We start from the raw sequence: 26,499 nt of genomic DNA, 5'->3' as shown, positions 1-26,499 counted from the left end.
GTGGCGGGTGGGGCGTGAAAGGGCGGTCTTGATCACGTTCGGCGGTATATGGAGCTGATCACACTGGTGCCGAAACCCACTGAAATAGACAGCCCCCCGGGTCTCCCGGAGCGGACCCGCGCCACGCCGCGAACCCCACCCGTGCGGACCAATCCCGCTTGCGTTGCGAACGGGCATTCCCCCGGGAGAGGGATGAAAATGGGCTCAGGGAGGGGGCGCACGGTTTGCGCCTGCGCGCCCGGAATCGCTGCACGTCCCTTCACAAGCGGGGACGGGAGGCGCGACACTCGCAGGCGCCCGTGAGCGTTGCCATCGCACCCGCGGAAATGAGGGCACGACATGTCCCTGCAAGACGATCTGACCGCCGTACGACGCAATCTGAACGAACTGGTCCGCTCCGTCGAACGGCTGGAGCAGGACATCGCACGTCAGAAGTCATCCGCCGCGCCCAAGACGGCCGGTCCGAGCGAGATGGTCACCGTCCCGGACACCCCGTACGACAGCTCGCTGTGGACGGACTCCGACGACGAGGGCCTCGGCGCCCGCGACCGCCACGCCCCCTGACACCCACCGGCCGTACGCCCTACGCACCCGTCCCGTCTTCCGGCATCACTCCACCCGGAGTTCCCTTTGGCCACAGGCACGGAACCACCCCAGCAACGGCCGGGCGGCGTCCACGGCCCCTCGCGGGCCGCGATCGCCGCCCGGCACCTGCGGACCGACCGGTGGTGGCTGTCGCCCGCCGCCACCGCGGCCGGGCTGCTCGCCTTCATCGTCTACTCGACCTGGCGGGCGTTCGCGAACGCCCACTACTACGCGGCCCCGTACGTCTCGCCGTTCTACTCGCCGTGCCTGGCGGAGAACTGCGAGACGATGCGCGGCGGCCCCAACGCCGACCTGTTCGGGAGCTGGTGGGGCCTGTCCCCCGCCCTGCTGATCCTGGTCTTCCCGCTCGGCTTCCGGCTGACCTGCTACTACTACCGCAAGGCGTACTACCGGGGCTTCTGGGCCTCGCCGCCCGCCTGCGCCGTCGCCGAGCCGCACACCGGCTACACGGGTGAGACCCGCTTCCCGCTGGTCTTCCAGAACATGCACCGGTACTTCTTCTACGCCGCCGTGCCGGTCGCCGGGATCCTCACCTACGACACCGTGCTGACCTTCCGAGACGAGCAGTACGCGTGGGGCCACATGGGTCTGGGAACCCTGGTGTTCCTGGTCAACATCGTGCTGATCTGGGCCTACACCCTGTCCTGCCACTCCTGCCGGCACATCATGGGCGGCCGCCTCAAGCACTTCTCGAAGCACCCGGTGCGCTACCGCATGTGGGGCTGGGTCAGCCGGCTCAACACCCGCCACATGGAGCTGGCCTGGGCCTCCCTGATCAGCGTGGCCCTGTGCGACTTCTACGTGTACCTGCTGGCCACCGGCACCATCACCGACCTGAGGATCTTCTGAGATGGCCCAAGTAGACCGGCAGCAGTGGGACGTGGTCGTGGTCGGCGCGGGCGGCGCCGGACTGCGGGCCGCGATCGAGGCCCGCGAGTGGGGCGCCCGTACGGCCGTGATCTGCAAGTCCCTCTTCGGCAAGGCGCACACGGTGATGGCGGAGGGCGGGATCGCCGCCTCCATGGGCAACGTCAACGAGGGCGACAACTGGCAGGTCCACTTCCGCGACACCATGCGCGGCGGGAAGTTCCTCAACCAGTGGCGGATGGCCGAGCTGCACGCGAAGGAGGCCCCGGACCGGGTCTGGGAGCTGGAGACCTGGGGCGCCCTCTTCGACCGGACGCCCGACGGGAAGATCTCCCAGCGCAACTTCGGCGGGCACGAGTACCCGCGCCTCGCGCACGTCGGCGACCGCACCGGCCTGGAGCTGATCCGCACCCTCCAGCAGAAGATCGTCGCGCTCCAGCAGGAGGACTTCAAGGAGTACGGGGACTACGAGGCCCGGCTCAAGGTCTTCCAGGAGTGCACCGTCACCCGGGTCTTGAAGGACGGCGACAAGGTCTCGGGGACCTTCTGCTACGAGCGCGAGACGGGCCGCTTCTTCGTCCTGGAGGCCCCGGCGGTGGTGCTGGCCACCGGCGGGATCGGCAAGTCCTTCAAGACCACGTCCAACTCCTGGGAGTACACCGGCGACGGGCACGCGCTGGCGCTGCTCGCGGGCGCGCCCCTGCTGAACATGGAGTTCGTGCAGTTCCACCCGACCGGGATGGTCTGGCCGCCCTCGGTGAAGGGCATCCTCGTCACGGAGTCGGTGCGCGGCGACGGCGGGGTGCTGCGCAACAGCGAGGGCAAGCGGTTCATGTTCGACTACATCCCCGACGTCTTCAAGGAGAAGTACGCCCAGTCCGAGGAGGAGGGCGACCGCTGGTACGAGGACCCGGACCACAACCGCCGCCCGCCCGAGCTGCTGCCCCGCGACGAGGTGGCGCGGGCCATCAACTCCGAGGTGAAGGCGGGCCGCGGCTCCCCGCACGGCGGGGTGTTCCTGGACGTGTCCACCCGGATGCCGGCGGAGAAGATCAAGCGGCGGCTCCCGTCGATGTACCACCAGTTCAAGGAGCTGGCGGACGTGGACATCACGGCGGAGCCGATGGAGGTCGGCCCGACCTGCCACTACGTGATGGGCGGCATCGCGGTCGACTCGGACACCGCCGCCACGGTCGGGGTACCGGGGCTCTTCGCTGCGGGCGAGGTCGCGGGCGGGATGCACGGCTCGAACCGGCTCGGCGGCAACTCCCTCTCCGACCTGCTGGTCTTCGGGCGGCGGGCCGGGTTGCACGCGGCCGAGTACGCCTCGGCCCCCGAGGAGCGGCCTTCGGTCGCGCAGCGGGAGATCGACGCGGCGGCCGAGGAGGCGCTGGCCCCGTTCCACGCCGCCGACGGCGCGGAGAACCCGTACACCCTGCACCAGGAACTCCAGACGGCGATGAACGACCTGGTCGGCATCATCCGCCGGGAGGCCGAGATGGCCGAGGCCCTCAAGAGGCTGGCGGGGCTGCGCGTACGGGCCGCCCGCGCCGGGGTCGAGGGGCACCGGCAGTTCAACCCCGGCTGGCACCTGGCGCTGGACCTGCGCAACATGCTGCTGGTCAGCGAGTGCGTGGCCCGCGCGGCCCTGGAGCGCACCGAGAGCCGGGGCGGGCACACCCGCGAGGACTGCCCGTCGATGGAGCGGGACTGGCGGCCGGTGAACCTGCTGTGCCGGCCGGTGGACCCCGCACCCGCGGATCCGGCCGCCGACCGGATCGCTCTCGTCCGCACCCGGACCGAACCCATCCGTGCCGACCTGCTCGGGCTGTTCGAGAAGGAAGAGCTGGTCAAGTACCTCGCCGAAGAGGAGCTCTCAGAGTGACTACCTACGACGCCCGCTTCCGGATCTGGCGGGGCGACGCGGAGGGCGGATCGCTAAGGGACTTCACCGTCGAGGTGAACGACGGCGAGGTGGTCCTGGACATCGTCCACCGCCTCCAGGCGACCCAGACCCCGGACCTCGCGGTGCGCTGGAACTGCAAGGCGGGCAAGTGCGGCTCGTGCAGCGCGGAGATCAACGGGCGCCCGCGGCTGCTGTGCATGACGCGGATGTCCACCTTCACGCGCGAGGAGACGATCACCGTCACCCCGCTGCGGGCCTTCCCGGTGATCCGGGACCTGGTCACGGACGTGTCCTTCAACTACCGCAAGGCCCGCGAGGTGCCGTCCTTCGTGCCGCCCCAGGGGGTCGCGGCGGGCGCGTACCGGATGCGGCAGGTGGATGTGGAGCGCTCGCAGGAGTTCCGCAAGTGCATCGAGTGCTTCCTGTGCCAGGACACCTGCCATGTGGTGCGTGACCACGAGGAGAACAAGGAAGCGTTCGCCGGGCCGCGTTTCCTGATGCGGGTGGCGGAGCTGGACATGCACCCGCTGGACGCGGCGGCGGAGGCGGGCCTGGACCGCAAGCGCACCGCCCAGGAGGAGCACGGGCTGGGCTACTGCAACATCACCAAGTGCTGTACGGAGGTCTGCCCGGAGGGCATCAAGATCACCGACAACGCCCTGATCCCGCTGAAGGAGCGGGCCGTGGACCGCAAGTACGACCCGCTGGTCTGGCTGGGCAGCAAGATCCGGCGCCGTTCGGAACCCCAGTAGCCGCCTCCGCAGGACAGAATGCCCCCTGGTGCTTCGTCGATCGACGTGATGTCAGGGGGCTTCGCGGTGCGGGTGGGGGATCTACTGGCGGACCGGTACCGGCTGGACCAGCGGCTCGGGGCGGGCGGCATGGGCGAGGTGTGGCGCGGCCACGACCTCAACCTGGAGCGGGCCGTGGCGGTGAAGGTGGTGCTGGAAGCGGCGACGAACGAGGAGCTGGTCGCCCGCTTCCGGCGCGAGGCCACCATCGGGGCGCGGCTCCAGCACCCCGGGATCACGGTGGTGCACGACGTCGGGCAGCACGACGGCCGGCTGTTCATCGTGATGGAGCTGCTCGCCGGCGAGGATCTGGCCTCGGTCCTGGCCCGCGTCCCGGGCGGCCTGCCGGTCGACGAGGCGCTCGCTCTGGCCGCCCAGACGGCGGAGGCCCTGGCCGCGGCCCACGAACAGGCCGTGGTCCACCGGGACCTGAAGCCCGGAAACCTCTTCCTGCTGCCCGCGGGGCGGCTCAAGATCTGCGACTTCGGCATCGCGCACTCCGCCGACGCGACGGCGGGCTGGACGGTCACGGGCCGGGTCTTCGGCAGCCCGCCGTACATGGCACCCGAGCAGTGGCGGGGCGAGCGGGTCGACGCCCGGTGCGATCTGTACGCGCTGGGGTGCGTGCTCTACGCCCTGCTCAGCGGGCAGCCGCCGTTCGGGGCGGCCGAGACGCTGTACGTGCTGATGCGCCGCCACGTCGAGGACTCCCCGCGCCCGCTGGGCCTGGCCCCCGAGCTGGACCGGCTGGTGCTGGCCCTGCTGGCGAAGGACCCGGCGGACCGGCCGGAGTCGGCGCAGGCGGTGGGCAAGGTCCTGCGGGGGCTGATGGGGGCGGGATCCGCGGGGGCCGGGGAGCTGCCCGTATACGTACCCACGGTGGTGGAAGCGGCCACGCCCGCATGGGGGGAAGCGGCCGGGGCGGAAGCCGTACCGGACCTCGTACGGGAACTGCTGCTGGAGGCCGAGGAGGCACTGCGCGGCGCCTCGCCCGGCCGGGAACACGTACGCGTCGAGGCCCTGGCCGTCGCGGCGGACGTCGCGGCACGCTTCGACGCCGGGCTCGCCGGGCGGCTCCTCGCGGCGGCCGAGCACGCGGCCTGGACCGACGCCGAGGGCAACGGCGCCCGCGTGGCGGACCGGCTGGCCTTCCTGGCGCGGCAGATCTCCCGCCACGCGCCCGCCCGCGCCGAACGGCTGCTGACCGACGCCGAGCAGGCGCTGTTCACGGTGTTCGGGTCCAACCGGCAGGCCCCGCTGCGGGCGGTCGCCGAGGAGCTGTCCGAGCTGTCCCCCGAGCGTGCCGCGCGGCTGGCCGAGCGTCATTTCGCGGGCCATCCCCTGGGCGACCGGCTGCGGGTCGGCATCAGCACGGCGTTCGCCGCCGCCGATCCCGAGGGGGCCGGTGAGCGGCTGGGGCGGATAGAGGACCCCGCGCTGCGCGTGGCCGTCGCGGCCGACCTCGCCGTGGCCGTCGCCCGGCGGGACCTGCCCGCCGCGCTGCGGATCGGGGAGAGCGCCGGCTCGGCGGCGGACCGGCTGACGGCCCTGTGCCGGGTGGCGGGCGAGCGGGCCGCCGCCGGGGACACCGCGGGCGCGGCCCAGGCGCTGGAGCGGGCGGAGCGGAGCCTGCCGCCGTTCCTGGAGGAGCGGGCGGGGCGGCTGCGGGAGGAGTCGGCCCTCCACGCCCGGCAGGGAAGCATCGCAGCGGCCGAGCGGCTGCGGACCCAGGCGGCCGGTCTGCTGGGCGGCCGTCCCGAGGACACCGGGGACCCGGAGACCGACCAGGCTCTCGCCGCGCTGGCGACGGCCCGGATGCGGGTCGAGCGGGGTGCCGAGCCCCTGCTCGATCCGGCGCGGGCGCGGGAGCGCGCGGCCGACGCCCGTGCGCTGGCCGAGCCGGCCGACCGGGCGCGGGCGCTGGCGCACATCGCCCGGGACAGCGTGGCCACAGGACGGGCGCCGTGGCTCGCGGAGGCGGCCGCCGACCCGGGCACCCCGCCGCCCCGGGGAACGGCGGTGGCGGTCAGCTCGGAGTCGGCGCGGCCGGGGACGGTGGCCGTGGTGGCCCCGGGCAGGGAGCGCTGGCACACCGGCGCCCGCCCGGCCTCGCTGCACGCGGCCGGTGACAGCGTGGTGTGGCGGGTCGGGGAGGAGGTGGGCTCCGTACGCGCGGACACCGGGGCGACGTGCTGGACGGCGTTCGCCGACGAGGGCGTCCCCGCCCCGCCGCTGTCCGGGGCGACGGCGGTGTCCTGCGCGGCGGACGCGGGGGCGGTGTACGTCGCCGTGGAGCGCCGTGAGCGCCCCGGGGTCCGGCTGCTGGCCCGGGAGCCGCAGGACGGGCGGGTCCGCTGGTGGCTCGACCTGCCCGAGGCCCGGCCGCGCGACGTGGCGGCGCTGACCGTGGCGGACGGGATGGTGCTGCTCGGGTCGCGCGGCGAGCTGACGGCGGTGGACGCGGCGTCCGGGGAGGCCGTCTGGCGGCGCCCGGTCCAGGGCGGCGGTTCCGGGAGGCTGACGGTGGCCGGGGACTGCCTGGTCCTGGCGGACGGGCTGCTGCTGACGGGGCTGCACCTGAGCACCGGGCAGGCCCTGTGGTCCTGGCCGCGCAACGAATACGCCGGCGGCCCGCAGCTGCCGGGCGGTCCCGTGCACGTACTGGACGGGGACTGCGTACGGGCGCTGCACCGGCGCGACGGCCGCGAGCTGTGGCGCTTCGAGGCGGGCACCACCGCGCCGCGGCTGCTGGCCTCGGCCGGGACGGTGTACGCGGCCGCGTACCGCCCGGAGCAGGGCTGGGACATGGTGTTCGCGCTGGACTCGGCCACCGGCGAGGTCCGCTGGCAGCGGCCGATGACCCGGCGGGACGGGACCGTCTGCGCCCTGGAACTGCTGGGCACACGCCAGGGCGTGCTGTACGTGAAGTCCGCCCGCGGGGGCCGGCGGGGACTGCTGGGCCGGCCGGCGCAGCCGTTCGTGAGCGGGCTGGACGCGGCCACCGGAAGGCCGCTCTGGCACTGGGAGGACCCGGCGGTCGGCGACCTCGGCGCGGTGCTCGCCGGGGACAACCTCGTCCTCCCGCTGCCCGCCCTCACGGCGATCGCCCTGCCGTGACTCCGGGTGCGGGGACGGGAAACCGCCCATAACCTCCCAATTGTGATTGCGCCGACGAGCAGGACGCAGGCCCGCGCCACCGCCCGGATAGCCGCGCGCACCGGACTGGCCCTCGCCGCCGCGCTGCTGGCGCTCGGCGGCTGGGGCGTGGCCGGGGCACCGCCGGCCCGCGCCGAGGATCCCGTCACCCTGTCCCGGCAGGGGCAGATCACCGACCGCGTGGGGGCCCTGGGCGGCCGCGCGCCCGCCGTCACGGCCGCGCTGGACGAGCTCTACGCCGACCGCAGGATCCAGCTCTTCGTCGCGTACGTGCACGACTTCTCCGGGCGCTCCGCCCAGAGCTGGGCGGACGCCACCGCGCAGAAGAACGGCCTGGGCCAGAACGACCTGCTGCTCGCGGTGGCGACCGGCGACCGGCAGTACGCCTATTCGGCCGATGTGGACTCCGGCTTCACCGAGGAGCAGCTCGCGGCCGTCGCCCGGGACGCCATCGAGCCCGCGCTGAGACAGAACGACTGGGCGGGCGCGGCGATCGGCGCGGCCAGGGGCTACGACGCCGTGCTCGGCGGGCTGCCGGTCCCCACGCCCGCCATCACCCCCGGTGAGGCCGACCCGGGCGACGACCGGGCGGGCGGCGAGAGCGTCGGGGCGGGGGACTACGTGCTCCCCGTGGTCGCCGTCGGCGCGGCCGGGGCCCTCGCGGCGTACGCGTACAGCCGCCGCAAGCGCTGGGTCGCGGGCGCCGGTACGAAGACCCCCACGGGCTGGGGGGACGGCCGGGCGGGGGCGACCCCGCTGCCCGAACTCGATGCCAGGGCGAAGGCGCTGCTGGTGGAGACCGACGACGCCGTGCGCACCAGCACCGAGGAACTGGGTTTCGCCACGGCCCAGTTCGGCGAGGCGGCCGTCGGGACGTTCACCGAGGCGGTGGAGTACGCCCGCGACGAGCTGACACACGCCTTCCGGCTGCGCCAGCAGCTCGACGACGCCTACCCGGAGGACGACGCCACCCGGCGCCGGATGCTGGACGAGATCGTGGCCCGGTGCACCGAGGCGAACCGGCGGCTCGACGCCGAGTCGGCGGACTTCGACCGGCTGCGGGACCTGGAGAAGAACGCCCCCCAGGCCCTGGCCACGGTGGAGGCGCACTTCCGGGCACTGACCGGGCGTACGACCACGGCGAAGGCGACGCTGACGGCGCTGGTGGGCCGGTACGCGGACTCCGCGTCCGCGCCGGTCGCCTCCAACCCGGAACAGGCCGAGGACCGGCTGCTCTTCGCGACCACCAGCCTCGGCGAGGCGCGGGCCGCGATCGACGCCGGGGACAACGGCAGGGCGGCCGTCCACGTACGGGCCGCCGAGAGCGCGGTGGACCAGGCGGCGACCCTGGTGGACGCGGTCGAGCGAAGGGCGCGGGAACTGGCGGAGGCCGCCGGGAAGCTGCCGGGCGCCGTCACCGAGACGCAGACCGACCTGGCCGACGCGCACGGCCTGCTCACCGGCACCGCGGAGGGCTCCTCCACGGCGGACCTGCGCGGCCGGATCGGCCGGGCGGAGGCCGTGGTGGCCGACGTGGCCCGGGAGCAGGGCGCCGGCCGGTACGACCCGATCGACGCCCTGCGGCGGGTCGAGGAGGCCGACGCGACCCTCGACGAGGCGCTGGCGGCGGCGCGGGAGCAGGAGACGGGCCGCCGCCGCGCGGTGGCCCTGCTGGACCCGGCCCTGCTGTCGGCCCGTAGCGCGATCGGCGCGGCGACGGACTACGTCACCACCAGCCGGGGCGCGGTCGGCAGCCAGGCCCGCACCCGGCTGGCCGAGGCCCATCGGCACCTGGAGCGGTCGGTGTCGCTGACCGGGACGGACCCGGCGGGCGCGCTGGCGGAGGCGCGGCAGGCGGACTCGCTGGCACGCCAGGCGCAGCAGCTGGCCGAACAGGACGTACGGACGTACCAGAACCCGTACGCCGGCCGGCGGGCGGGCGGCGGCCGGGGTGGCGCCGTACTCGGCGGGATCATCCTCGGCGAGATCCTGCGCGGCGGCCGGGGCGGAGGCGGCTTCGGGGGAGGCGGCTTCGGGGGCGGTTTCGGCGGAGGCGGCCGCGGCCCGGGCTCCTTCGGCGGCGGCGGCACCCGCGGCCGCATGGGCGGTGGCGGCCGCTTCTGACCCCCGAACACCGGACGACGACACCGGACGACGACCATCCCTCACCAGGAGAGCCCACCATGAGCAAGCAGACCATCCTCGGTCGCGTCACCCAGCTCGCCAAGGCCAACATCAACGCGCTGCTGGATTCCGCGGAGGACCCGCAGAGGATGCTCGACCAGCTGATCCGCGACTACTCCAACAACATCTCGGAGGCCGAGCAGGCGGTGGCCACGACCATCGGCAACCTGCGGATGCTGGAGGCGGACCACAAGGAGGACGTGGAGGCGGCCGCCGAATGGGGCGACAAGGCCCTCGCGGCGAGCAAGAAGGCCGACGAGCTGCGCGGTTCCGGCGCGACGGCGGATGCGGACAAGTTCGACAACCTCGCGAAGGTGGCCCTGGGGCGGCAGATGCAGTCGGAGAAGGAGGCGAAGACGGCGGAGCCGACGATCGCCGCCCAGACGGAGGTCGTGGACAGGCTCAAGACGGGCCTGGATTCGATGAAGAACAAGCTGACCGAGCTCCAGGCCAAGCGGGACGAGCTGGTCTCCCGGGCCAAGACCGCGCAGGCGCAGAACACGATGATGGACGCGGTGAAGAACATCGACGTCATGGACCCGACCAGCGACCTGCACCGCTTCGAGGAGAAGGTCCGGCGGGAGGAGGCCATGGCGATGGGCAAGCAGGAACTGGCGGCGTCCTCGCTGGACGCCCAGTTCGAATCCCTGGACGACCTCGGCAGGACGAGCGAGATCGAGGCCCGCCTCGCCGCCCTCAAATCAGGCCGCGCGGCCTGACCCTCCAGGAGACGGCGCTCTCACCCGTACATGCCCAGCAGCTGCTCCTCCGACAGCCCCGTCACCGACTGGGCGGCAGCCCCCGGCAGCGGAAGCTCGAACCAGACCGTCTTCCCCCGGTGGGTGCGCCGGGTGCCCCACCCGGCGGACAGCAGCCCGACCAGTTGCAGGCCCCGCCCGCCCTCGTCGGTGTCCCGGGCGCGGCGGCGCCTCGGCTGCGCCAGGTTCCCGTCCCACACCTCGCACACCAGGGTCCGGTCCAGCAGCAGCCGCAGCCGGATCTCGCCCTCCCCGTACCGCAGGGCGTTGGTCACCAGCTCGCTGACGAGCAGTTCCGTGGTGTCGAGCAGCCCCTCCAGCCCCCAGGCGGGCAGCTTCGTCCGCGCGAGTTCCCGCGCGCGGCCGACGGATCTGGCCTCGCGCGGGAGCTGCCAGTCGCCGACCGCGTCCACCGGCAGGCCCTGCACCCGCGCCATGAGCAGGGCGATGTCGTCCTCGCCGTGCCGCGTGTGCAGGGTGTTGAGCACGTGGTCGCAGACGTCCTCCAGCGGGCGCACCGGATCGGCGAGGGCCTCGCGGAGTCCGCGCAGCCCCTCTTCCAGCGGATGGTCGCGGGATTCGACCAGCCCGTCGGTGTAGAGGGCCAGCAGGGCTCCTTCGGGCAGTTCCACTTCGACCTCCTCGAAGGGCTCGCCGCCCACGCCGAGCGGCATCCCGGGCGGCACCTCCAGCAGCAGTCCGGGGCGCGGCGTGGCGCCCTCCTCGGGCGGTTCGACGAGCACCGGCGGCATGTGGCCGGCGTTGGCGATGGTGCAGCGCCGCGTCACCGGGTCGTAGACGGCGTACACGCAGGTGGCGAGGTACACCTCGGACCGGTCGGCGTCCCGCGAGTGCAGCGCGGCCCGGGACGCCTGCTGGGAGCCGCCGGGCGCCCCGAGGCCCCGGGCGACCTCGTCGAGGGCGGTCAGCACCTCCGCCGGTTCGAGGTCCAGCAGCGCCAGGGTCCGTACGGCGGTCCGCAGTTCGCCCATCGCGACGGCGGCCCGCAGGCCCCGGCCCATCACGTCGCCGACGACCAGCGCCGTGCGATGGCCCGGCAGCTCGATGACGTCGAACCAGTCGCCGCCCACCTCGGTCGCCGCGTTCCCCGGCAGGTACCGGCAGGCGATGTCCAGGCCCGCCGCCTCCGGGTCGCCGGGCGGCAGCAGGCTCCGCTGGAGTATCAGTGCCCGCTCGTGCTCGCGCCGGTACAGGCGCGCGTTGTCGATGCATACGGCCGCCCGTGCGGCCAGCTCCACGGCGACGGCCCGGTCGCGCTCGCCGAAGGGCTCGCTGCCCTTCGTACGGGAGAACTGGGCCAGCCCCACCACCGTGTCGTGGGCGACCATCGGCACGACCAGCGTGGACTGCACGAGGTCGTCCACCGCGCCGCTCTCGATCAGCCGGGTCCGCGCCGTACGCAGGGCGAGAGCCCCCGGTGAAGCGGCCGGGTAGCGGTGGATCTCCCCTACGGAGACCAGCGCGCCCGGTCCCGACAGCGGGGCGTCCGAGACGGCGGAGGCGAAGGCCACCCGCCGCAGCGGCGCGGACGGCGCGCGCCCGGCGCCCTGTCCGGGCAGGGAGGGCACCCCGGGTCCCTGTGGCCGGGCGGGCCGGTCGTCGTCGCCGAGCAGCAGCCCCTGGTACAGGTCGACGGCGGCCAGGTCGCAGAAGCCGGGGACGGTGACGTCGAGGAGCTCCCGGGCGGTGGTCTCCAGGTCGAGGGAGTTGCCGATACGGTGCCCGGCCTCGTTGAGGAGGGCGAGGTTGCGCCGGACGCCGGCCGCCTCGCGGGCGGCGAGGTGGCGGCGGGTGACGTCGGTGCCGAGGCCCGCGATGCCGACCGGGCGGCCGGTACCGCCGTGCACCCGGTAGAGGTTGATGGACCAGTGGCGGTTGTCGCGGCTGCCCGGGGCCGCGCCGGTGATCCGCAGGTCGGTGACGGCCTCGCCGGTCTCCAGCACCCGGCGCAGGGCCTCGGTCATCCGCTCGGCCTCGTGCGGCGGCAGGTAGTCGTGCACGGTCCGGCCGCGGTGCTCCTCCACCCCGCCGCCGAAGACGGTCGCGAAGCGGCGGTTGGCGCGCTGCACGGTGAAGTCGGTGCCGAAGAGCAGGAACCCGAAGGGAGATTGGCCGAATATGGCTTGAGAGGCGGCAAGGTCGGACTCGATGCGCCGCAGCGCGCGTACGTCGACCACGACGCACAGCGCGGCCCGCTCCGAGCTCTCGGTCCGGGTCGGCATCACATAGATCTCGGCCACACCGTGCGCGCCGTTCCCGCCGGGGATCCGGAAGGGGACCAGGCCCGTCCACTCCTTGCCGTCGAGGATCTCCGCGACCTTGCGGTGGCCGCCGGCGCGCAGTTCCGGCGGCATGAAGGCATCGACCGGATCGCGCCCGACCACCTGGACCGCCGTGAGCCCGAACAGCTCCTCGGCGCGCAGACTCCACTGATCGACGAGCCCGTCCGGACCGATCGAGAACGAAGCGACCTTTATGTACTCATATATCGAGCCAGGCGGGCTGCTGTGCCACAAGGAGTCGTGCCATGTCTCCCCGGGCATTCGGGCCTGATGTGCCTGCGCAGGTATCTCGCTCACGCGACCGTCCCCTCCAGCTCACCGCAACCGGACCGGCCATGACCGAAGTATTCAGCACCACGGCCCCTGACGGCACGGCGTTCACGATCACAAAAAGGTCCCGTTAGTTTCCGGCCATTCACCCCAAGGCTCCGTCCGAGGGGAACCCCCCGTCCCCCCTTCACCTTGTTACTGACCAGGAAGAGCCAACTCGAACCACACCGTCTTGCCCGATTTCCCGTGCCGGGTCCCCCAGCGCTGCGCCGAGACCGCCACGAGGTGCAGCCCTCGTCCGCCTTCGTCGTCGGCCTCGGCGAGCCGCTCGCGGGGCGGATCCGGAAGCGGATCGGACACCTCCACGAGCAGCGCCGCACTGCCGGCCGGCTGACCCTCGGCTGGTTCGCGCCGTTCGAGGCGGACCCCGATGGGGCCGGAGGCGTAGCGCAGGGAGTTGGTGACCAGCTCGCTGACCAGCAGGACGGTCACGTCACCGACGGAGTCCAGGCCCCAGGAGCGCAGGGCGCCGCGCACGGCATGGCGGGCGGTGCGGACGGCACCGGGCTCGGCGGGGAAGGCCCACTCGGCACATTCACCGTCTGCGTCGATCACGCCGATCACTTCCCGGGCCAGCAGCGACCCCAGTCCGGTTCGTCGGGGACGAAAGAGGGACGAGATTGGGATTAATAGCGACATACCCGATATTCGAGGCGTCGTACCACTCGATCCCCCACGCACCGGCGCACTGTGGCGCGGACGGCCTACAGCGCGCGCTTCACGCGCCCCGGTGCGCCCCGCCGTGCCGCGGACCGCGCAGGAGGCGCCCGGCCAGCGCGACCGCGGGCCGGTCCTGGTCGAGCCAGTCGACCGAGTCCAGCTCCTCCGGTCCGAGCCAGCGCAGTTCGTCGTGGTCCTCCAGCGGCGCGGGCTCCCCGGACACCAGCCGGGCGGTCCACACGTGCAGGACGAGACCGGGCTTCAGCGGCCACTCCCCCGGGATCCGCTCCAGCGCCTCCGTCTCGACGCCGAGCTCCTCGCGCAGTTCGCGCACGAGCGCCGCGGGGACGGACTCGCCCGGCTCGGCCTTCCCTCCGGGCAGCTCCCACCGGCCGGCCAGCTCGGGCGGCGCACTGCGCCGGGCGGCCAGCAGGCGCCCGTCACGACAAAGGGCTCCGCCCACGACCACGCGTACCGTCATGGGGCGGAGCCTATGTCAGCGGCCGGCCGGCCCCGACGGTCAGTTCGCCGTCGCGGTCTGGCTGCCCTGTCCGATCCGCTCGACCCAGTAGAGCTGCTCGTGTCCCCGGTCATCGAGGCTGTCGACGACCTTTTGGGCCTCGGCCCGGCTGGGATAGCGGCCCACCCGGTAGCGGTTGCCGTTGTCGTCCTGACGTATGACCAGCCATGGGAGCAGGGCACCGCTGTCGTTCATCGCGCTTCACCCTCCGCCGATGTACCTGCCCAGGAAACCGCATTGCGCATATGCCGGAGCTTACGCCCGACCTTTACTGAGCGGATACGGTTTTTCACGAAGAGGTACCTCAGGGGCGTAGCATCCGGCCAGGCGTACGAATGGCCCCCGCACAGACGTCGCCGCAGGTACGCGCGGGAGCCGGCCCAACGAAGAAGGCCCCGGCGCGCACGCCGGAGCCCCCTCGAAAAGGCCGGATCAAACCTCAGCCGGCCGGCCAGGCCTACCGAACCGGCAAGTGGTACGCCAGGCGGTAGCGGTCCGCCGGGACGACCACGTCGGCCGTCTCCACGGCGCGGCCCGACGCGAAGTAGGTACGGCTCACCACGAGGACCACGTGCCCCGGGACCCCGCCGAGCGACATGATCTCCTCGGCCAGGCCCGGCCGCGCGCCGACCTCCTCGATCACGTTGTCCACGACGACGTCGATGGCGGCCATCCGGTCGACCACCCCGGAGCCGCCGAGGGGGCCTTCCTCCGGGAGCATGACCGGGGTCCGGCCGGTCACGGCGAGGGGTTCCCAGGAAGTGGAGAGCATCATGGCCTCCCCCGCGTCGCGAAAGACGTACCGCGTACGCATGACCCGGTCACCCGGCTCGATGCCGAGCCGCTTCGCGATCTCGGCGGGCGCCCCCGCCTGCTCGCTGTTCGACTCCCAGGTGCCGCGCGCGCCCGTCTCCGCCTGTTCCTGCCGGAACGGCGTCGACGAACCGCCCGTGCCGAAGCCGGAGCGGGCGACCCGGCGCGGTACGGGCTGCTCGCGGACGTACGTACCCGACCCGGAACGGCCTTCGACCAGCCCCTCCGCCATGAGGACCTTGCGGGCCTCCAGCGCCACGGTGTCCGATACCCCGTACTCCTCGCGGATCCGGGCCTGGGAAGGGAGCCGGGCGTGCGGGGGCAGGGACCCATCGACGATCTTCCGTCGCAGATCCCCGGCGACGCGCAGATAGGCCGGCTGCTCACCGAAAGTCACTGGCCACTCCCATCAGGTTGACAGACAGCTACAGCCTGGCAACCCATGGTTGAACTACGCAAGCACGGGCCAGAGTTTCACTCGAAGTGATGAAGCCAGGTCACTCAAACCCGTTACCGTGCGTTACCCACCAAGGCCTCACGCCGATTCCGACGACGGCCCGCCTCCCGCGCCACCGCCCGAGGGTCCGGGGTACTCCTCCAGCCACTGCGGAACCTCCGTCGCGAGCCCGTACGCGCCGCGCAGTGCCTTCTCCGTGTCCAGGTTGATCGCCGCCAGCGCCCGGTCCCACGCCTGTTCGAAGTCGGCCGGCTTCGTCGCCCGGGACGCCCGCTGCCACTCCTTGCGCGCCGCCTCGACCTCCCTCAGCTGCGCCCGCGCCGCCGCACCCACCTCCGGCCGCGCCGCCACGCCCTGGAGCAGCCGCGCCTCCGCGGCCAGCGCCGCGTCCACCTCCCGCGCCCAGGTCCGGTAGTCCGCCAGCGCCTCCTCGACCTCCGCGTCGGGTCCTCCCCCGAGCACGTGGTCCGCCTCGTTCAGCACGCGGAGCAGGGCCACCTGGTCCGGCGTCAGCATCGCGGCGTCCTTGCGCAGACTGCCCTCGTGGTCCTCCTCCGCCGTGCCGATCACGCACACCAGCCGCCGGTCGCCCTCGCGCCAGGACTCCCGGGTGGGGGCGAAGTAGAACATCTCCGCGTACGAGGGCAGCGCCCAGGTGTCCATGGCGTACGCGTCCTGCGCCTTCCAGCACAGGTCCGTGGCGGTCTCCTTCAGCTTCGGCATGCCGGGGAAGCCCGGAAGGTCGAGCTGGTTCGAGGAGGTCACCTCGGCGTCGTGCGTCCGCGCGCAGCCGATCCGGTAGACGAAGGGGTCGTCCGCGAGCAGGTCGCCGCCGGGGACGTTGAAGCAGTCGCCCTCGCGCAGCTCCTCGATGTCGGCCAGCTGGCCCTCGGTCTCCTCGAACGCCTGGTCCGATCCGAGCCGGTCGAAGAACGGCTCGGCGTACCGCTCGATGCCGAACACCAGGGCGACGGTCATCACCATGGAGACGCTCACTCCCACGATGGCCAGGGCCCGGCCGCGCTCCCGCTTGCGCGCGATCTGCACCATCGCCACGCCGCCGAAGACGATTCCGAGCGGGGGGAAGCAGAGCAGCCCGACCAGCAGGGAGGCCAGGGCGAAGCCGTTGAGGGCGGGCGGGTGCTGATGCGCGGGCGGACCCCACACCGGCGGCGGGGACGGCGGGGGCCAGTAGTGCCCGGGGCCGTTGGGCGGCTGCGGCGGGGCCGGATTGCTCACAGGGTGAGGTACTCCATCACAGGGGGTGGCGCGAACGAATGCGCGAATAGTACGCAGCGGGGGCGACCGAGTAGTCGGTCGCCCCCGCGTTCATCGCGCGATCCAGCCTGTTATCGCGCCCCTCACCGCCCAGTTGACCGGGCGGGGCTCACTGGACGAACCTGTGGCTCAGAACTGCAGCGCCCAGGAGTCGATCCTGCCGGTGTCGATGTTCGCGTTGTCGTTCACCCGCAGCTTCCAGACACCGTTCGCGACCTCCGAGGAGGCGTTGACGGTGTAGGCCTGGTTGATGTTGTCGGCGCTGCCGCCGGACCGGTTGTGCAGCGTGTAGACGGTGCCGTCGGGGGCGACGAGGTCGACCTTCAGGTCACCGATGTACGTGTGCACGATGTTCACCGGCACGCTCAGGGACGCCGGGGCGTTGCCGGCGACACCGCTGACGGTGATCGGCGACTCGACGGTCGCGTTGTCGTTGATCGCGTAGTCCGCGGTGTTCTCGAAGCGCGGTCCGGGCGGGGTGGTGGTGCCGCCGCCGACGTACAGGAGGCGGTTCGGGGAGCCGGTCCCCGGGCTGGTGACCACGTTCGGCGTCGAGGCGTTCACGAGGGCCGTGGAGACCTGCGCCGGGGTGCTGGCCGGGTTCTGCGCCAGGTAGAGGGCGGCCGCGCCCGCGACGTGCGGCGAGGCCATCGACGTACCGGAGATGTTGTTCGTGGCGGTGTCGCTGCTGTTCCACGCCGACACGATCGACGAACCCGGCGCGAAGATGTCCAGGATGGTGCCGTAGTTGGAGTAGCTCGCCTTGGCGTCGGTGCTGGTCGTGGCACCGACGGTGATGGCCTCGGCGACGCGCGCCGGGGACTTGGTGTTCGCGTTCGTGGACTCGTTGCCCGCCGCGACCGCGTACGTGATGCCGGCGGCTATGGAGTTGCGTACGGCCGCGTCCAGCGTGGCGTCGGCGCCACCGCCGAGCGACATGTTCGCCACGGCCGGCTTGACCGCGTTGCGGGTCACCCAGTCGATGCCCGCCACGACACCGGCCGTCGTACCGGAGCCGTTGTTGTCGAGCACGCGCACGCCGACGATCTTCGCCTTCTTGGCCACGCCGTACGCGCCGCCTCCGACGGTGCCGGCGACGTGCGTGCCGTGGCCGTGGCCGTCCTGGGCGGTGTTGTCGTTGTCGACGGCGTCGAAGCCGTAGGAGGCGCGACCGCCGAAGTCGCTGTGGGTGATGCGGACACCGGTGTCGATGATGTACGCCGTGACGCCCTCTCCGCCCGTGTCCGGGTAGGTGTAGCTCTGGTTCAGCGGAAGTCCGCGCTGGTCGATGCGGTCCAGGCCCCAGGACGGCGGGTTGGGCTGGGTCGTGTCGACGGTGAACGTCCGGTTCTGCGCGACCGACTTGACCGCCGGGTCGGCGGCGAGCCTCTTGGCCTGCGCCTCGGAGACCTCGACGGAGTAGCCGTTGAGGGCGGCGCTGTAGGTCTTGTCGATCTTCGCGCCGTACCGCTGGGCGACGGCCTTGCCGCGGGCGTCGGTGGAGCGGGCGGCGGAGTCGTTCAGGGTCACGATGTAGCTGCCGGAGATGGACCCGGCGGCACCGGCGTTCTCGATGACGCCCATCGGTCCGCGGTCGGCTGCCGAGGCGGGTAGGGCGGCAGCCGCGCCGAGTGCGAGGGCGACGACGGCGGTCGCGCTGATGCCGGCGATCTTCCGGCGGGTGGGACGCGTGGCGGACATGTGAGGGGTCCTCCTCGTTGGCGGTGCGTTGCGGGGGGTGGAGCGACGGCACTCGCATTCAAGGCATGCTCATGACAATCGCCAGTAGCTGGGTGTGCCAACTGGCCGTCGCCACCGAAAGGTTGACCCACCGGTACGCCATCCCACAAGAGGACAACGGATGCGTAACATCCGTGCCATACGACAGCCATGATTGAGCAAAGGCGTTCCGCACATGTCGCACGCACTCCCTGGTTACCTCTGTGCCGAGGACGGCACCCGCGCGGACGCGCACACCGCCCCGTGGTGCTGCCCCTCCTGCGGCGGCCCGTGGGACCTCGACTTCACACCGGATCCGGCCATCGCGCTGGAACCGGCGGCCGGACCCGCCTCGCTGTGGCGGTACGCGGCCGCGCTGCCGCTGCCAGGGGCGTTGTCGGTCTCCCTCGGGGAGGGGAACACTCCGATGGTGCCGCTGACGGAGCTGATTCACGCCAAACTCGACTTCCTGATGCCGACGTTGTCCTTCAAGGACCGGGGCGCCGTGATGCTCGCGGAACTGGCCCGGCGGCTGGGTCCGGAGCGGGTGGTCGCCGACAGCAGCGGCAACGCCGGGACCGCCGTGGCCGCGTACTGCGCGCGGGCGGGGCTGAGTTGTGAAGTTTTCGTGCCCGAGGGCACCTCGGAGAAGAAGACGGAGCAGATGCGGGCGCACGGGGCCGTGGTACGCCTCGTGCCGGGCGGGCGCGAGGCCACGGCCGCCGCCGCCAGGGCCGCCGCGGACACCCCCGGCGTCTTCTACGCGAGCCACGCCCACAACCCCTACTTCCTGCACGGCACGAAGACGTACGTGTACGAGATCTGGGAAGCCCTGTCCGGCCGGCTGCCCGAGGCGCTGGTGGTCCCGGTCGGCAACGGCACACTGCTGCTGGGTGCCGCGCTGGCGGTCGAGGAGCTGGCCCGGCGCGGCGTACGCCCGCCCGCGCTCATCGCGGTGCAGGCCGAGGCGGTGGCCCCGCTGGCGGCGGCCTTCGCGGCGGGTACCGAGGACGCCGCTCCGGTGGCGCAGCGGCCCACCCTGGCCGAGGGCATCGCGATCCCGGCCCCGCCGCGCGCCCGCCAGATCCTGGCGGCGGTACGCAAGTCCGGCGGCACCTTCCTGACGGTCCCCGACGCCCGGCTCCGCGAGGCCCAGCACGACCTGGCCCGCCGCGGCCTCTTCGTCGAACCGACGGCCGCGGCCTGCTGGGCGGCGGTGGGCCCCTCGGCCCCCGACAACCCCCTCCACGGCCGCACGGCGGTCATCCCCCTGTGCGGCGCGGGCGCCAAGACCGGCCTGGCCACCTAGGCCCGACCGGGCTGCGAACCCCGGCCGCGTCCAGCCCCGCCAGGGGGTATCCCCGGACGGAGTCCGGGGGGATTGAGGCGCGGGGGTCCGGGGCAGCGGCCCCGGCAACGGCGCCGCACACGGACCCGTGCCACCGGCGGCCGGCGGGCGGCGTCGTTGTCGGAAACCCGCCAGCACCGGCCCCGCCGCTCTGGTGGACTGACGTCCATGACGACCCACCTTGAACTCGCCGCCAAGGCCACCGCGTTCGCGGACCTGCACACCCCCTCCGCCCCCCTGGCCCTCGCCAACGCGTGGGACGTGGCCAGTGCCCGCATCGTCGAGGCCGCCGGCTCGGCCGCCGTCGCCACCACCAGCGCCGGCGTGGCCTGGTCTCTCGGGTCGCCCGACGGCGACGCCCTCGCCCGTGACCGGGCCCTCGACCTCGTCGCCCGCGTGGCCGGCGCCGTCTCCGTCCCGGTCACCGCCGACATCGAAGGCGGCTTCGGCGCCGACGCCGCCGGCGTCGCCGAGACCGTCACCGGAGTCCTGGCCGCCGGTGCGGTCGGCGTGAACATCGAGGACGGCACCCGCGCCCCCGCCGAGCACGCGGAGCGCCTGGCCGCGGCGCGCGCCGCCGCCGAGGCCGTCGGGGTCCCGCTGTTCATCAACGCCCGCATCGACACGTACCTCTTCGGCCTCGGCGAGCAGGAGACCCGCCTCGACGAGACCCTGGCCCGCGCCGCCGCCTATCTCGAAGCCGGGGCCACCGGCATCTTCGTGCCCGGCGTCCTCGACCCCGCCACCGTCGCCGAGCTCGCCAAGGGCATCGACGCCCCGCTCAACGTCCTCGTCGGCCCCGGCGCTCCGACCGTCGCCGCTCTCGGCACCCTCGGCGTCTGCCGCGTCAGTCTCGGCTCCTGGGTGGCGGAGGCCGCGTACGCCGTGGCCCGCCGCGCCACCGAGGAGCTGCTCTCCGGCGGTACGTACGGATCGCTCGCCCGCTCCCTCCCGTACGGCGAGCTGAACGGCCTGCTCAAGGGGTGAGACGGGCAGAAAACCCGAAGCCTGTATAGGCCAACGACCGTAGGATCCGGCCATGAGCACCTCAACTCCGGTCAAGAGCCCGGCCGTGACCGCCCCGCCCCGCAAGATCGGCGGCGCGGTGTGGACCGCCCTCGGCCTCGTGTACGTCGTCTGGGGCTCGACCTACCTCGGCATCCGGATCGTCGTCGAGACCATGCCGCCCTTCCTCTCCGCCGGGGCCCGCTTCATCGCCGCCGGACTGCTGCTGGCCGGGGGCGTCGCCTGGCGGTTCGGCCCGGCCGCGCTCAAGGCCACGCGCGGGCAGCTCGGCTCGGCCGCCTTGGTCGGTCTGCTGCTGATCCTCGGCGGCAACGGCCTGGTCGTCCTCGCCGAGACCACGGTGCCGTCCGGCCTGGCGGCGCTGCTGGTGGCGTCGGTGCCGATGTGGGTGGTGGTGCTGCGGGCCAGTACCGGTGACCGGCCGCCGGCGCGCACGCTGGCCGGAGTCCTGGTCGGCCTCGTCGGGCTGGCGGTGCTGACCGGCCCCGGGCTCAGTGGCGCGGTCCGGATGTCGGGCGTCCTGCTGGTGGTGGCGGCGTCGGTGCTGTGGTCGCTGGGCTCGTTCACGGCGGGGAAGCTGCCGCTGCCGGGCAATCCCTTCACCGGCAGCGCGTACCAGATGCTCGCGGGCGGAGCCGCCGGGATCATCGTCGGGCTGCTGCGCGGCGAGCAGCGCGGCCTGGATCCGGCGGCGTTCTCCACCGCTTCCTGGCTGGCTCTGGGCTACCTCGTGCTGATCGGGTCGGTCGTCGGCTTCACGGCGTACGCGTGGCTGCTCCAGGCGGCGCCGCTGTCGCTGGTGTCCACGTACGCGTACGTCAATCCGGTCGTGGCCGTCGCACTCGGCACGCTGATCCTCGACGAGGCGCTGACCTGGCCGATCCTGGTCGGCGGCGGGATCGTCGTGGCGGGGGTGGGCGTGATCGTCAGCACCGAGCGCCGGAAGTAGCCGGGCGGCGGAGGGCAGCGGCGGCGCTCAGCCGCGGGCGGCTCGGTCGTACAGGGCCTTGGCCCGCTCGTCGTAGAGCGCGGCCGTGGAGTCCACGTCCGTGTCCCCGCCGCTCAGTACGCCGATCAGCCGGCCCGGCTGCCCCGTGCCGCCCCGGTCGGCGATCCAGGGGCTTCCGCTGGTGCCCGTCCAGAAGCCCGAGCAGCTGATGTGGAGCATGTCGGGGTCGTCCAGGTCGTGGCCGGTCTGCGTCGTGCAGGAGACCGGCTTGTTCTGCGGGTTGTGTTCGGACTCGGGGTAGCCGACCACGGTCACCTCCCGCTCGTAGCCGGAGGTCCAGTCGGGTTTCGGCGCCTCGCCCCGCCCGACCCGCTGCTGGACGCTGCGCCCGTCCTCGTCCCGCTCGACGGTGAGGAAGGCGAAGTCGGCGGTGTCCTCGCCCCACTTCGTCCAGCGTTCGTCGACGTGGATCGAGCGGACCTTCCAGACGCCGAGGGGATGGGTGCCCGCCCCCTCGCCGGAGAAGGCGGGCGCGAAGGCCAGCTCGCCGATGGCGAGGCCGTCGTGCGCGACCTCGCCCGGCTGTCCGGCCTCGCCCGCCGGGGCCACGCAGTGCGCGGCGGTGGCGACGACGTTGCCCCGGGGGCTGTCGACCACGCTCGCCGTGCACCAGTGCTCCCCGTTGGCCATGAGCACGCCGACGGTGGGGAAGGGGTGCACCGGCCGGTCGCCGGGTGCTTCGAGGAACGCGACGGCGCACATCGCCGCGAGCCCGGCGGCGGCCGCCGCCGACGCCCCCTTCACCACCGGGCTCATCGCACGGCGGGGTCGAGTATCGGTGCCTGCATCACCTTGCTGATCCACTCCAGCGAGCCCTCCCTCATGCCGCGTACGTACGACTTTCCGTTGTGCTCACCATCCTGGATCACCTGGAGCCGGGTGTGCACGGGGCCCTTCCCGTACTGCTTCATGAACTTCTCGGCCAGGTCCCGGCCGTCCTCCTTGGTGCCGATCTGGAAGTTGACGTAGACGTCCGGCCCGCCCGCCTTGATCAGCTTCTCGGCGAGCTTTTCGGGGTTGTTCTCGTCCATGGCCTGCCGATTCCCGTTCCACAGGGGGGAGTCCGGGACGATGTCGGGCCCGCTGGCGATGACCGCCTTGAAGCGGTCGGGGTACTTCAGGACGTGCTTCAAGGCACCGAATCCGCCGGACGAGGAGCCCATGAAGCCCCAGCCGTCGCGGGAGGTGAAGGTGCGGAAATTGGCCTTCACGAAATCCGGGATGTCATCGGCCATCCAGGTGCCCATCTTGGGCCGGCCGGGGATGTCGGACCCGTCGAAGTGGTGCTTGGTGTCGGCGTTGATCACCGGCATGACGAGGATGAAGGGCAGGCTGGTGCCGGCCTGGACCCCGTCGATCACGGCCTGCTGGAGGCCGAGGCCGGGACCCGTCCCCCAGTAGTTCGTCGGGTAGCCGCGACCGCCGGGCAGGGAGATCAGGACCGGGAAGCCGCTCTTGGCGTACCTCGGGTCGTCGTACTCCTTCGGCACCCACACCCACACGTCACCGGTGAAGCCGGACTTCTTCCCGGTCACGGTGGTCTTGCCGATCTGCGTGCCGTCGGGGAGCCTGCTGGTCCGCTCGAAGACCGCCTTCGGGCCGGCGGGCATCAGCATCCCGGGCCGGATGTCCTCGACCGCCGCCGACTCCTGGATCTTCCCGAAGGACACGGGATCCCCGATGTCCGAGAAGAGCCCGTACTTGTACGCCGCCGCGCCGCCCCCGGCGGTGAGGGCGAGCGTGAGGACGCCGCCGATCAGAATCAGCCGCGTGCGCCGAGGACGGCCGCTGCCCTGGGTCGTGGGGCTGCCGTCGCCTTGCTGGTCATACTGCACGGTCTTGTTCCCGCTCCTTCTCCGGCGCCCTGGGCGAGCGCGGGTCGGACCGATAGGTCCCCCTTACATCCCTGACAGAGGTGTCAACGACCGGATGGGTTGCCTGGGACCGCGGGGACGTGGCGGACGCCACGTGGGAGCCGTGCCGGTCAGCCGGCTTCGGGCTTCGGGGCCTTCAGCACCTTGCTGACCTCCTGGAGGGCGCTCTCCCTCATGCCCCGGACGTAGTCCCAGCCGTTGTGGTCTCCCCCCTTGATCTCGTGGATGGTGACCGTGACGGGACCCTTGCCGTACTGCTGGCGGAACTTCTCCAGGAGGGCCCGGCCGCCTTCCTTGGTGCCGTACTGGAAGGCGACGTGCACCGCGGGGCCCTTGGCGTCGATCAGCTTCTGCGCGAGCTTCTCGGGGTTGTTGGCGTCCATCTCCGCCTGGTGGCCCTTCCACAGGGGCGAGTCGGGAACGAGCTCGCCGCCGTTGGCGATCACGGCCTTGAACTTGTCCGGGTGCTGCATGACCTGCTTGAGGCCGACGAAGGCCCCGGAGGAGTTGCCCATGAAGGCCCAGCCGTCGCGGGACTTGTACGTACGGAAATTGGCGCGGGTGAAGTCCGGCACGTCCTCGGCGATCCAGGTGCCCATCTTGGGCCGGCCGGGGATGTCGGCGCCGTCGTAGTAGTACTTGGCGTCCGGGTTGAGCACCGGCATGATCACGATGAAGGGCAGGCTCGTACCGGCCTTGACCCCCTCGCTGACGGCCTTCTGGAGGCCCAGGCTGCGGTCGGCCCAGTAGTTGGTCGGGAAGCCGTTGCCGCCGGGGAGCGCGATGAGGACCGGGAAGGCGCTCTTGGCGTACTTCGGGTCGTCGTACTCCTTGGGCGCCCAGACCCAGACGTCGCCCTCGAAGCCGGACTTGGCGCCCGCGAGGCGGGTTTTGGCGATGATCGTGCCGTCGTCGAGCTTGGCGGTCTGCTTGAATTCGGCCTTCGGGCCGGCGGGCAGGAGCACGTCCGGGTCACCGGTCGGCTCGGGCGGGCTCGCGGAGGCGGCCGGGGAGGTGCCCGGGGAGGCCTTCCCGCCACCGGCGCTCCCGGCGCTTCCCGCGGGCGGGGTGTTCTTGCCGAAGCTGACGGCCTCGCCGTTGCCGGAGAGCCACTCGTACTTCCACGCGGCGAAACCACCGCCGCCGAGGAGCAGTGCGCAGGCGACGCCCGCGCTGATCCATATCGCGCGCCGCGACCGCTTGGGCGTGCGCTCGGGGTCGCGGCTGGACGGCTGCTGCGGGGACTGGTGCACGAACTTCGCTCCGAACGGTCATGACTGCCCCGGGCGGGACAGAACGCTGGACATCTCCATAGTCCTGAGGGGCGAAAGCCCCCGGAGAGTTCCGATTGCCTGCGAAAACTTGGCTGAACGCAATGTCTCCGGGGGGTCACCTGAGGGTGTCGAGCACCTCGGCACACCGCCCCAGCAGCTCGATGAGCCGCTCCCGCTCCTCTGCGGAGAAGGCGGCGGCGAGGGCGCGTTCCACCCGTACCGCCCCGGTGTCCGCCTGCTCCATCACGGCGCGACCCTCGGGCGTGAGGCGGGTCTCCAGCACGTTGCGGTGCCACTCGTGCGGCGTGCGCTCGATGAGCCCGCGGTCCTGGAGGTTCTTCAGCACGGTGTTCATGGTCGGCGGCGTGACCCCGCAGAGCCGGGAGAGGGCGGCGGCGGAGATGCCCGGCTTCTGCGCGAGCCACAGCAGGGCCGCGTACTGCGGAACCGTTACTGCGGCCGGCTTGAGCGCGGTGTTCTTCGCCGCGAGGAGCGCCTGCTCGGCGCGCTTGATGTGCGAGCCGATGCGCTCCTCGGCGGGCATGGAGGTCATTGCGGCATCCTACGACCCTTGCCAATCATTAGAGCCCTAACTACTCTTCGGATTCACCTGATCGAAAGAGGTCACCCATGTCAATGTGGTCGAAGGCCGTACGGGTTTCCCTGCTGGCCGCCGCACTCACCCTCTCAGCCACCCCCGCCCAGGCCGCCCAGGCCGCCCAGGCCCGCGTCTCGACGGCGTTCACGCTCCCCGGCGCGAAGGTCTACCCGGAGGGCATAGCCACCGACGCCGCCACGGGCACGGTCTACGTCGGCTCGTACGCGGACGGCACGGTCTACCGCGCCCGCCCGGGCGCCCGCAGCGCCGAGGTGTTCCTGCCCGCCGACGCCGACGGCCGCGACACGGCGAACGGCCTGCGCGTCGACCGCCAGGGCCGCCTGTGGGTCACCGACTCCACCACCGGCGTCGCCGTGTACGACACCCGGACCGGCTCCCGCCTGGCCCACTTCGAGGTCACCGGCAGCGCGCCGTACTTCGTCAACGACCTCGCGATCACCCCCGACGGCACGGCGTACCTGACGGACAGCGTGCGCGGAGTGGTCTACCGCGTGACCCCCGCCCAACTGGCCACCGGCAGCGGCCCGCTGCTCCCGGCCTACGACCTGACGCCCTCGCTGCGCCCCCGGCCGGCGGGGTCCTCCTTCAGCCTCAACGGCATCGCCTCGGACCCGGCCGGCCGCTACCTCCTCACCGTCGACATGCCGACGGGCGACCTCTTCCGCGTCGACCTGCGCGGCGGCGCCGTCAGCCGTGTCGCCCTCACCGGCGGCGACCTGAAGGCCGCCGACGGCCTGGACCTCACCCCGGGCGGCACCCTGCGCGTGGCCCACAACACCTCGAACACCCTGACCCGCTGGCACGTGTCCGCCGACGGCACCCGCGCCCGCCTGACCCGTACCCTCACCGACACCTCCCTCCAGATCCCCACCACCTTGGCCCACACGCCCGGCCGCACCCTGGTGGTCCGGTCCCAGTTCGACAAGGACGGCCCCCTGACCCCTTCCACGGGCAGCCCGACGACCTTCACGATCGCCTCGGTCCGCGGCCTGTGACCTGCG

General features: G+C 72.6%; 22 protein-coding genes. 11 read left to right on the top strand and 11 right to left on the bottom strand.

Annotated features, from left to right (window positions below):
• The first annotated feature begins 339 nt into the window (after positions 1-339).
• The 7 genes from ACWDYJ_RS05625 to ACWDYJ_RS05595 all read left to right on the top strand — a co-directional run bounded on the left by ACWDYJ_RS05625 (position 340) and on the right by ACWDYJ_RS05595 (position 10,229).
• Entirely contained in the window at positions 340-564 is a 225-nt protein-coding gene (locus tag ACWDYJ_RS05625; protein WP_451564180.1) for a hypothetical protein, read from the top strand.
• A 66-nt stretch (positions 565-630) separates the two neighbouring features.
• The gene (locus tag ACWDYJ_RS05620) at positions 631-1,455 is read left to right on the top strand and encodes a hypothetical protein (protein WP_451564179.1); all 825 of its coding nucleotides are present in this window, start codon (positions 631-633) and stop codon (positions 1,453-1,455) included.
• A 1-nt stretch (position 1,456) separates the two neighbouring features.
• The gene (locus ACWDYJ_RS05615) at positions 1,457-3,358 is read left to right on the top strand and encodes a fumarate reductase/succinate dehydrogenase flavoprotein subunit (protein ID WP_451564178.1); all 1,902 of its coding nucleotides are present in this window, start codon (positions 1,457-1,459) and stop codon (positions 3,356-3,358) included.
• A complete protein-coding gene (locus tag ACWDYJ_RS05610; RefSeq protein WP_451564177.1) occupies positions 3,355-4,131 on the top strand; it encodes a succinate dehydrogenase/fumarate reductase iron-sulfur subunit in 777 nt (258 codons plus the stop codon). The genes ACWDYJ_RS05615 and ACWDYJ_RS05610 overlap by 4 nt, the downstream gene beginning before the upstream one ends.
• 48 nt (positions 4,132-4,179) lie before the next feature.
• Positions 4,180-7,287 carry a protein kinase domain-containing protein gene (locus ACWDYJ_RS05605; RefSeq protein ID WP_451564176.1) on the top strand — a complete coding sequence of 1,036 codons (3,108 nt, stop codon included), beginning with the start codon at positions 4,180-4,182 and terminating at the stop codon, positions 7,285-7,287.
• Between the two features lie 42 nt (positions 7,288-7,329).
• Complete coding sequence (locus ACWDYJ_RS05600) at positions 7,330-9,450, top strand: TPM domain-containing protein (protein ID WP_451564175.1); 2,121 nt, start codon at positions 7,330-7,332, stop codon at positions 9,448-9,450.
• A gap of 59 nt (positions 9,451-9,509) precedes the next feature.
• Entirely contained in the window at positions 9,510-10,229 is a 720-nt protein-coding gene (locus ACWDYJ_RS05595) for a PspA/IM30 family protein (RefSeq protein ID WP_451564174.1), read from the top strand.
• A 20-nt stretch (positions 10,230-10,249) separates the two neighbouring features.
• Here the strand turns inward: ACWDYJ_RS05595 and ACWDYJ_RS05590 are convergent, their stop codons facing one another.
• From ACWDYJ_RS05590 to ACWDYJ_RS05560, 7 genes are all read right to left on the bottom strand, one after another.
• A complete protein-coding gene (locus ACWDYJ_RS05590; protein ID WP_451564206.1) occupies positions 10,250-12,832 on the bottom strand; it encodes a SpoIIE family protein phosphatase in 2,583 nt (860 codons plus the stop codon).
• A gap of 204 nt (positions 12,833-13,036) precedes the next feature.
• Positions 13,037-13,465 carry an ATP-binding protein gene (locus tag ACWDYJ_RS05585; protein WP_451564173.1) on the bottom strand — a complete coding sequence of 143 codons (429 nt, stop codon included), beginning with the start codon at positions 13,463-13,465 and terminating at the stop codon, positions 13,037-13,039.
• A 154-nt stretch (positions 13,466-13,619) separates the two neighbouring features.
• Complete coding sequence (locus ACWDYJ_RS05580; RefSeq protein ID WP_451564172.1) at positions 13,620-14,042, bottom strand: (deoxy)nucleoside triphosphate pyrophosphohydrolase; 423 nt, start codon at positions 14,040-14,042, stop codon at positions 13,620-13,622.
• Between the two features lie 39 nt (positions 14,043-14,081).
• Complete coding sequence (locus ACWDYJ_RS05575) at positions 14,082-14,276, bottom strand: SPOR domain-containing protein (protein WP_451564171.1); 195 nt, start codon at positions 14,274-14,276, stop codon at positions 14,082-14,084.
• Positions 14,277-14,538: 262 nt separating this feature from the next.
• A complete protein-coding gene (locus tag ACWDYJ_RS05570; protein ID WP_451564170.1) occupies positions 14,539-15,291 on the bottom strand; it encodes a GntR family transcriptional regulator in 753 nt (250 codons plus the stop codon).
• A gap of 138 nt (positions 15,292-15,429) precedes the next feature.
• Positions 15,430-16,590 (bottom strand): DUF4190 domain-containing protein, encoded by a 1,161-nt coding sequence (locus tag ACWDYJ_RS05565; RefSeq protein ID WP_451564169.1) that lies wholly within the window; start codon positions 16,588-16,590, stop codon positions 15,430-15,432.
• Between the two features lie 168 nt (positions 16,591-16,758).
• Complete coding sequence (locus ACWDYJ_RS05560) at positions 16,759-18,330, bottom strand: S8 family peptidase (protein WP_451564168.1); 1,572 nt, start codon at positions 18,328-18,330, stop codon at positions 16,759-16,761.
• A 214-nt stretch (positions 18,331-18,544) separates the two neighbouring features.
• Between ACWDYJ_RS05560 and ACWDYJ_RS05555 the strand changes: the two genes are divergently transcribed.
• The 3 genes from ACWDYJ_RS05555 (at position 18,545) to ACWDYJ_RS05545 (ending at position 21,671) form a co-directional block, all read left to right on the top strand.
• Complete coding sequence (locus tag ACWDYJ_RS05555) at positions 18,545-19,657, top strand: pyridoxal-phosphate dependent enzyme (RefSeq protein ID WP_451564167.1); 1,113 nt, start codon at positions 18,545-18,547, stop codon at positions 19,655-19,657.
• A gap of 207 nt (positions 19,658-19,864) precedes the next feature.
• Positions 19,865-20,683, top strand: coding sequence for an isocitrate lyase/PEP mutase family protein (locus ACWDYJ_RS05550; RefSeq protein WP_451564166.1), 819 nt, complete (start codon positions 19,865-19,867; stop codon positions 20,681-20,683).
• Positions 20,684-20,735: 52 nt separating this feature from the next.
• Complete coding sequence (locus ACWDYJ_RS05545) at positions 20,736-21,671, top strand: EamA family transporter (protein ID WP_451564165.1); 936 nt, start codon at positions 20,736-20,738, stop codon at positions 21,669-21,671.
• Between the two features lie 27 nt (positions 21,672-21,698).
• On the opposite strand, the gene ACWDYJ_RS05540 is transcribed toward ACWDYJ_RS05545, so the two are convergent.
• The 4 genes from ACWDYJ_RS05540 to ACWDYJ_RS05525 form a co-directional block, all read right to left on the bottom strand.
• Positions 21,699-22,487 carry a trypsin-like serine peptidase gene (locus tag ACWDYJ_RS05540; RefSeq protein WP_451564164.1) on the bottom strand — a complete coding sequence of 263 codons (789 nt, stop codon included), beginning with the start codon at positions 22,485-22,487 and terminating at the stop codon, positions 21,699-21,701.
• On the bottom strand, positions 22,484-23,566 hold the full coding sequence (locus ACWDYJ_RS05535) for an alpha/beta hydrolase (RefSeq protein ID WP_451564163.1): 1,083 nt from the start codon (positions 23,564-23,566) through the stop codon (positions 22,484-22,486). The genes ACWDYJ_RS05540 and ACWDYJ_RS05535 overlap by 4 nt, the downstream gene beginning before the upstream one ends.
• Positions 23,567-23,715: 149 nt before the next feature.
• A complete protein-coding gene (locus ACWDYJ_RS05530; RefSeq protein ID WP_451564162.1) occupies positions 23,716-24,858 on the bottom strand; it encodes an alpha/beta hydrolase-fold protein in 1,143 nt (380 codons plus the stop codon).
• A gap of 136 nt (positions 24,859-24,994) precedes the next feature.
• Entirely contained in the window at positions 24,995-25,432 is a 438-nt protein-coding gene (locus ACWDYJ_RS05525) for a MarR family winged helix-turn-helix transcriptional regulator (RefSeq protein WP_451564161.1), read from the bottom strand.
• A gap of 77 nt (positions 25,433-25,509) precedes the next feature.
• Between ACWDYJ_RS05525 and ACWDYJ_RS05520 the strand changes: the two genes are divergently transcribed.
• Entirely contained in the window at positions 25,510-26,493 is a 984-nt protein-coding gene (locus ACWDYJ_RS05520; RefSeq protein WP_451564160.1) for an SMP-30/gluconolactonase/LRE family protein, read from the top strand.
• The last annotated feature ends 6 nt before the right edge of the window (positions 26,494-26,499 follow it).

The sequence above is a fragment of the Streptomyces sp. NPDC003042 genome (genome assembly GCF_053591315.1).
This window is presented reverse-complemented; position numbering and strand designations above follow the sequence as displayed.

Coding starts and splice junctions, on each gene's coding strand:
- ACWDYJ_RS05625 (WP_451564180.1), top strand. CDS start 340: ATGTCCCTGCAAGACGATCTGACCGCCGTACGACGCAATCTGAACGAA.
- ACWDYJ_RS05615 (WP_451564178.1), top strand. CDS start 1,457: ATGGCCCAAGTAGACCGGCAGCAGTGGGACGTGGTCGTGGTCGGCGCG.
- ACWDYJ_RS05605 (WP_451564176.1), top strand. CDS start 4,180: ATGTCAGGGGGCTTCGCGGTGCGGGTGGGGGATCTACTGGCGGACCGG.
- ACWDYJ_RS05595 (WP_451564174.1), top strand. CDS start 9,510: ATGAGCAAGCAGACCATCCTCGGTCGCGTCACCCAGCTCGCCAAGGCC.
- ACWDYJ_RS05590 (WP_451564206.1), bottom strand. CDS start 12,832: ATGCCCGGGGAGACATGGCACGACTCCTTGTGGCACAGCAGCCCGCCT.
- ACWDYJ_RS05580 (WP_451564172.1), bottom strand. CDS start 14,042: ATGACGGTACGCGTGGTCGTGGGCGGAGCCCTTTGTCGTGACGGGCGC.
- ACWDYJ_RS05575 (WP_451564171.1), bottom strand. CDS start 14,276: ATGAACGACAGCGGTGCCCTGCTCCCATGGCTGGTCATACGTCAGGAC.
- ACWDYJ_RS05560 (WP_451564168.1), bottom strand. CDS start 18,330: ATGTCCGCCACGCGTCCCACCCGCCGGAAGATCGCCGGCATCAGCGCG.
- ACWDYJ_RS05555 (WP_451564167.1), top strand. CDS start 18,545: ATGTCGCACGCACTCCCTGGTTACCTCTGTGCCGAGGACGGCACCCGC.
- ACWDYJ_RS05550 (WP_451564166.1), top strand. CDS start 19,865: ATGACGACCCACCTTGAACTCGCCGCCAAGGCCACCGCGTTCGCGGAC.
- ACWDYJ_RS05545 (WP_451564165.1), top strand. CDS start 20,736: ATGAGCACCTCAACTCCGGTCAAGAGCCCGGCCGTGACCGCCCCGCCC.
- ACWDYJ_RS05540 (WP_451564164.1), bottom strand. CDS start 22,487: ATGAGCCCGGTGGTGAAGGGGGCGTCGGCGGCGGCCGCCGCCGGGCTC.
- ACWDYJ_RS05525 (WP_451564161.1), bottom strand. CDS start 25,432: ATGACCTCCATGCCCGCCGAGGAGCGCATCGGCTCGCACATCAAGCGC.
- ACWDYJ_RS05520 (WP_451564160.1), top strand. CDS start 25,510: ATGTCAATGTGGTCGAAGGCCGTACGGGTTTCCCTGCTGGCCGCCGCA.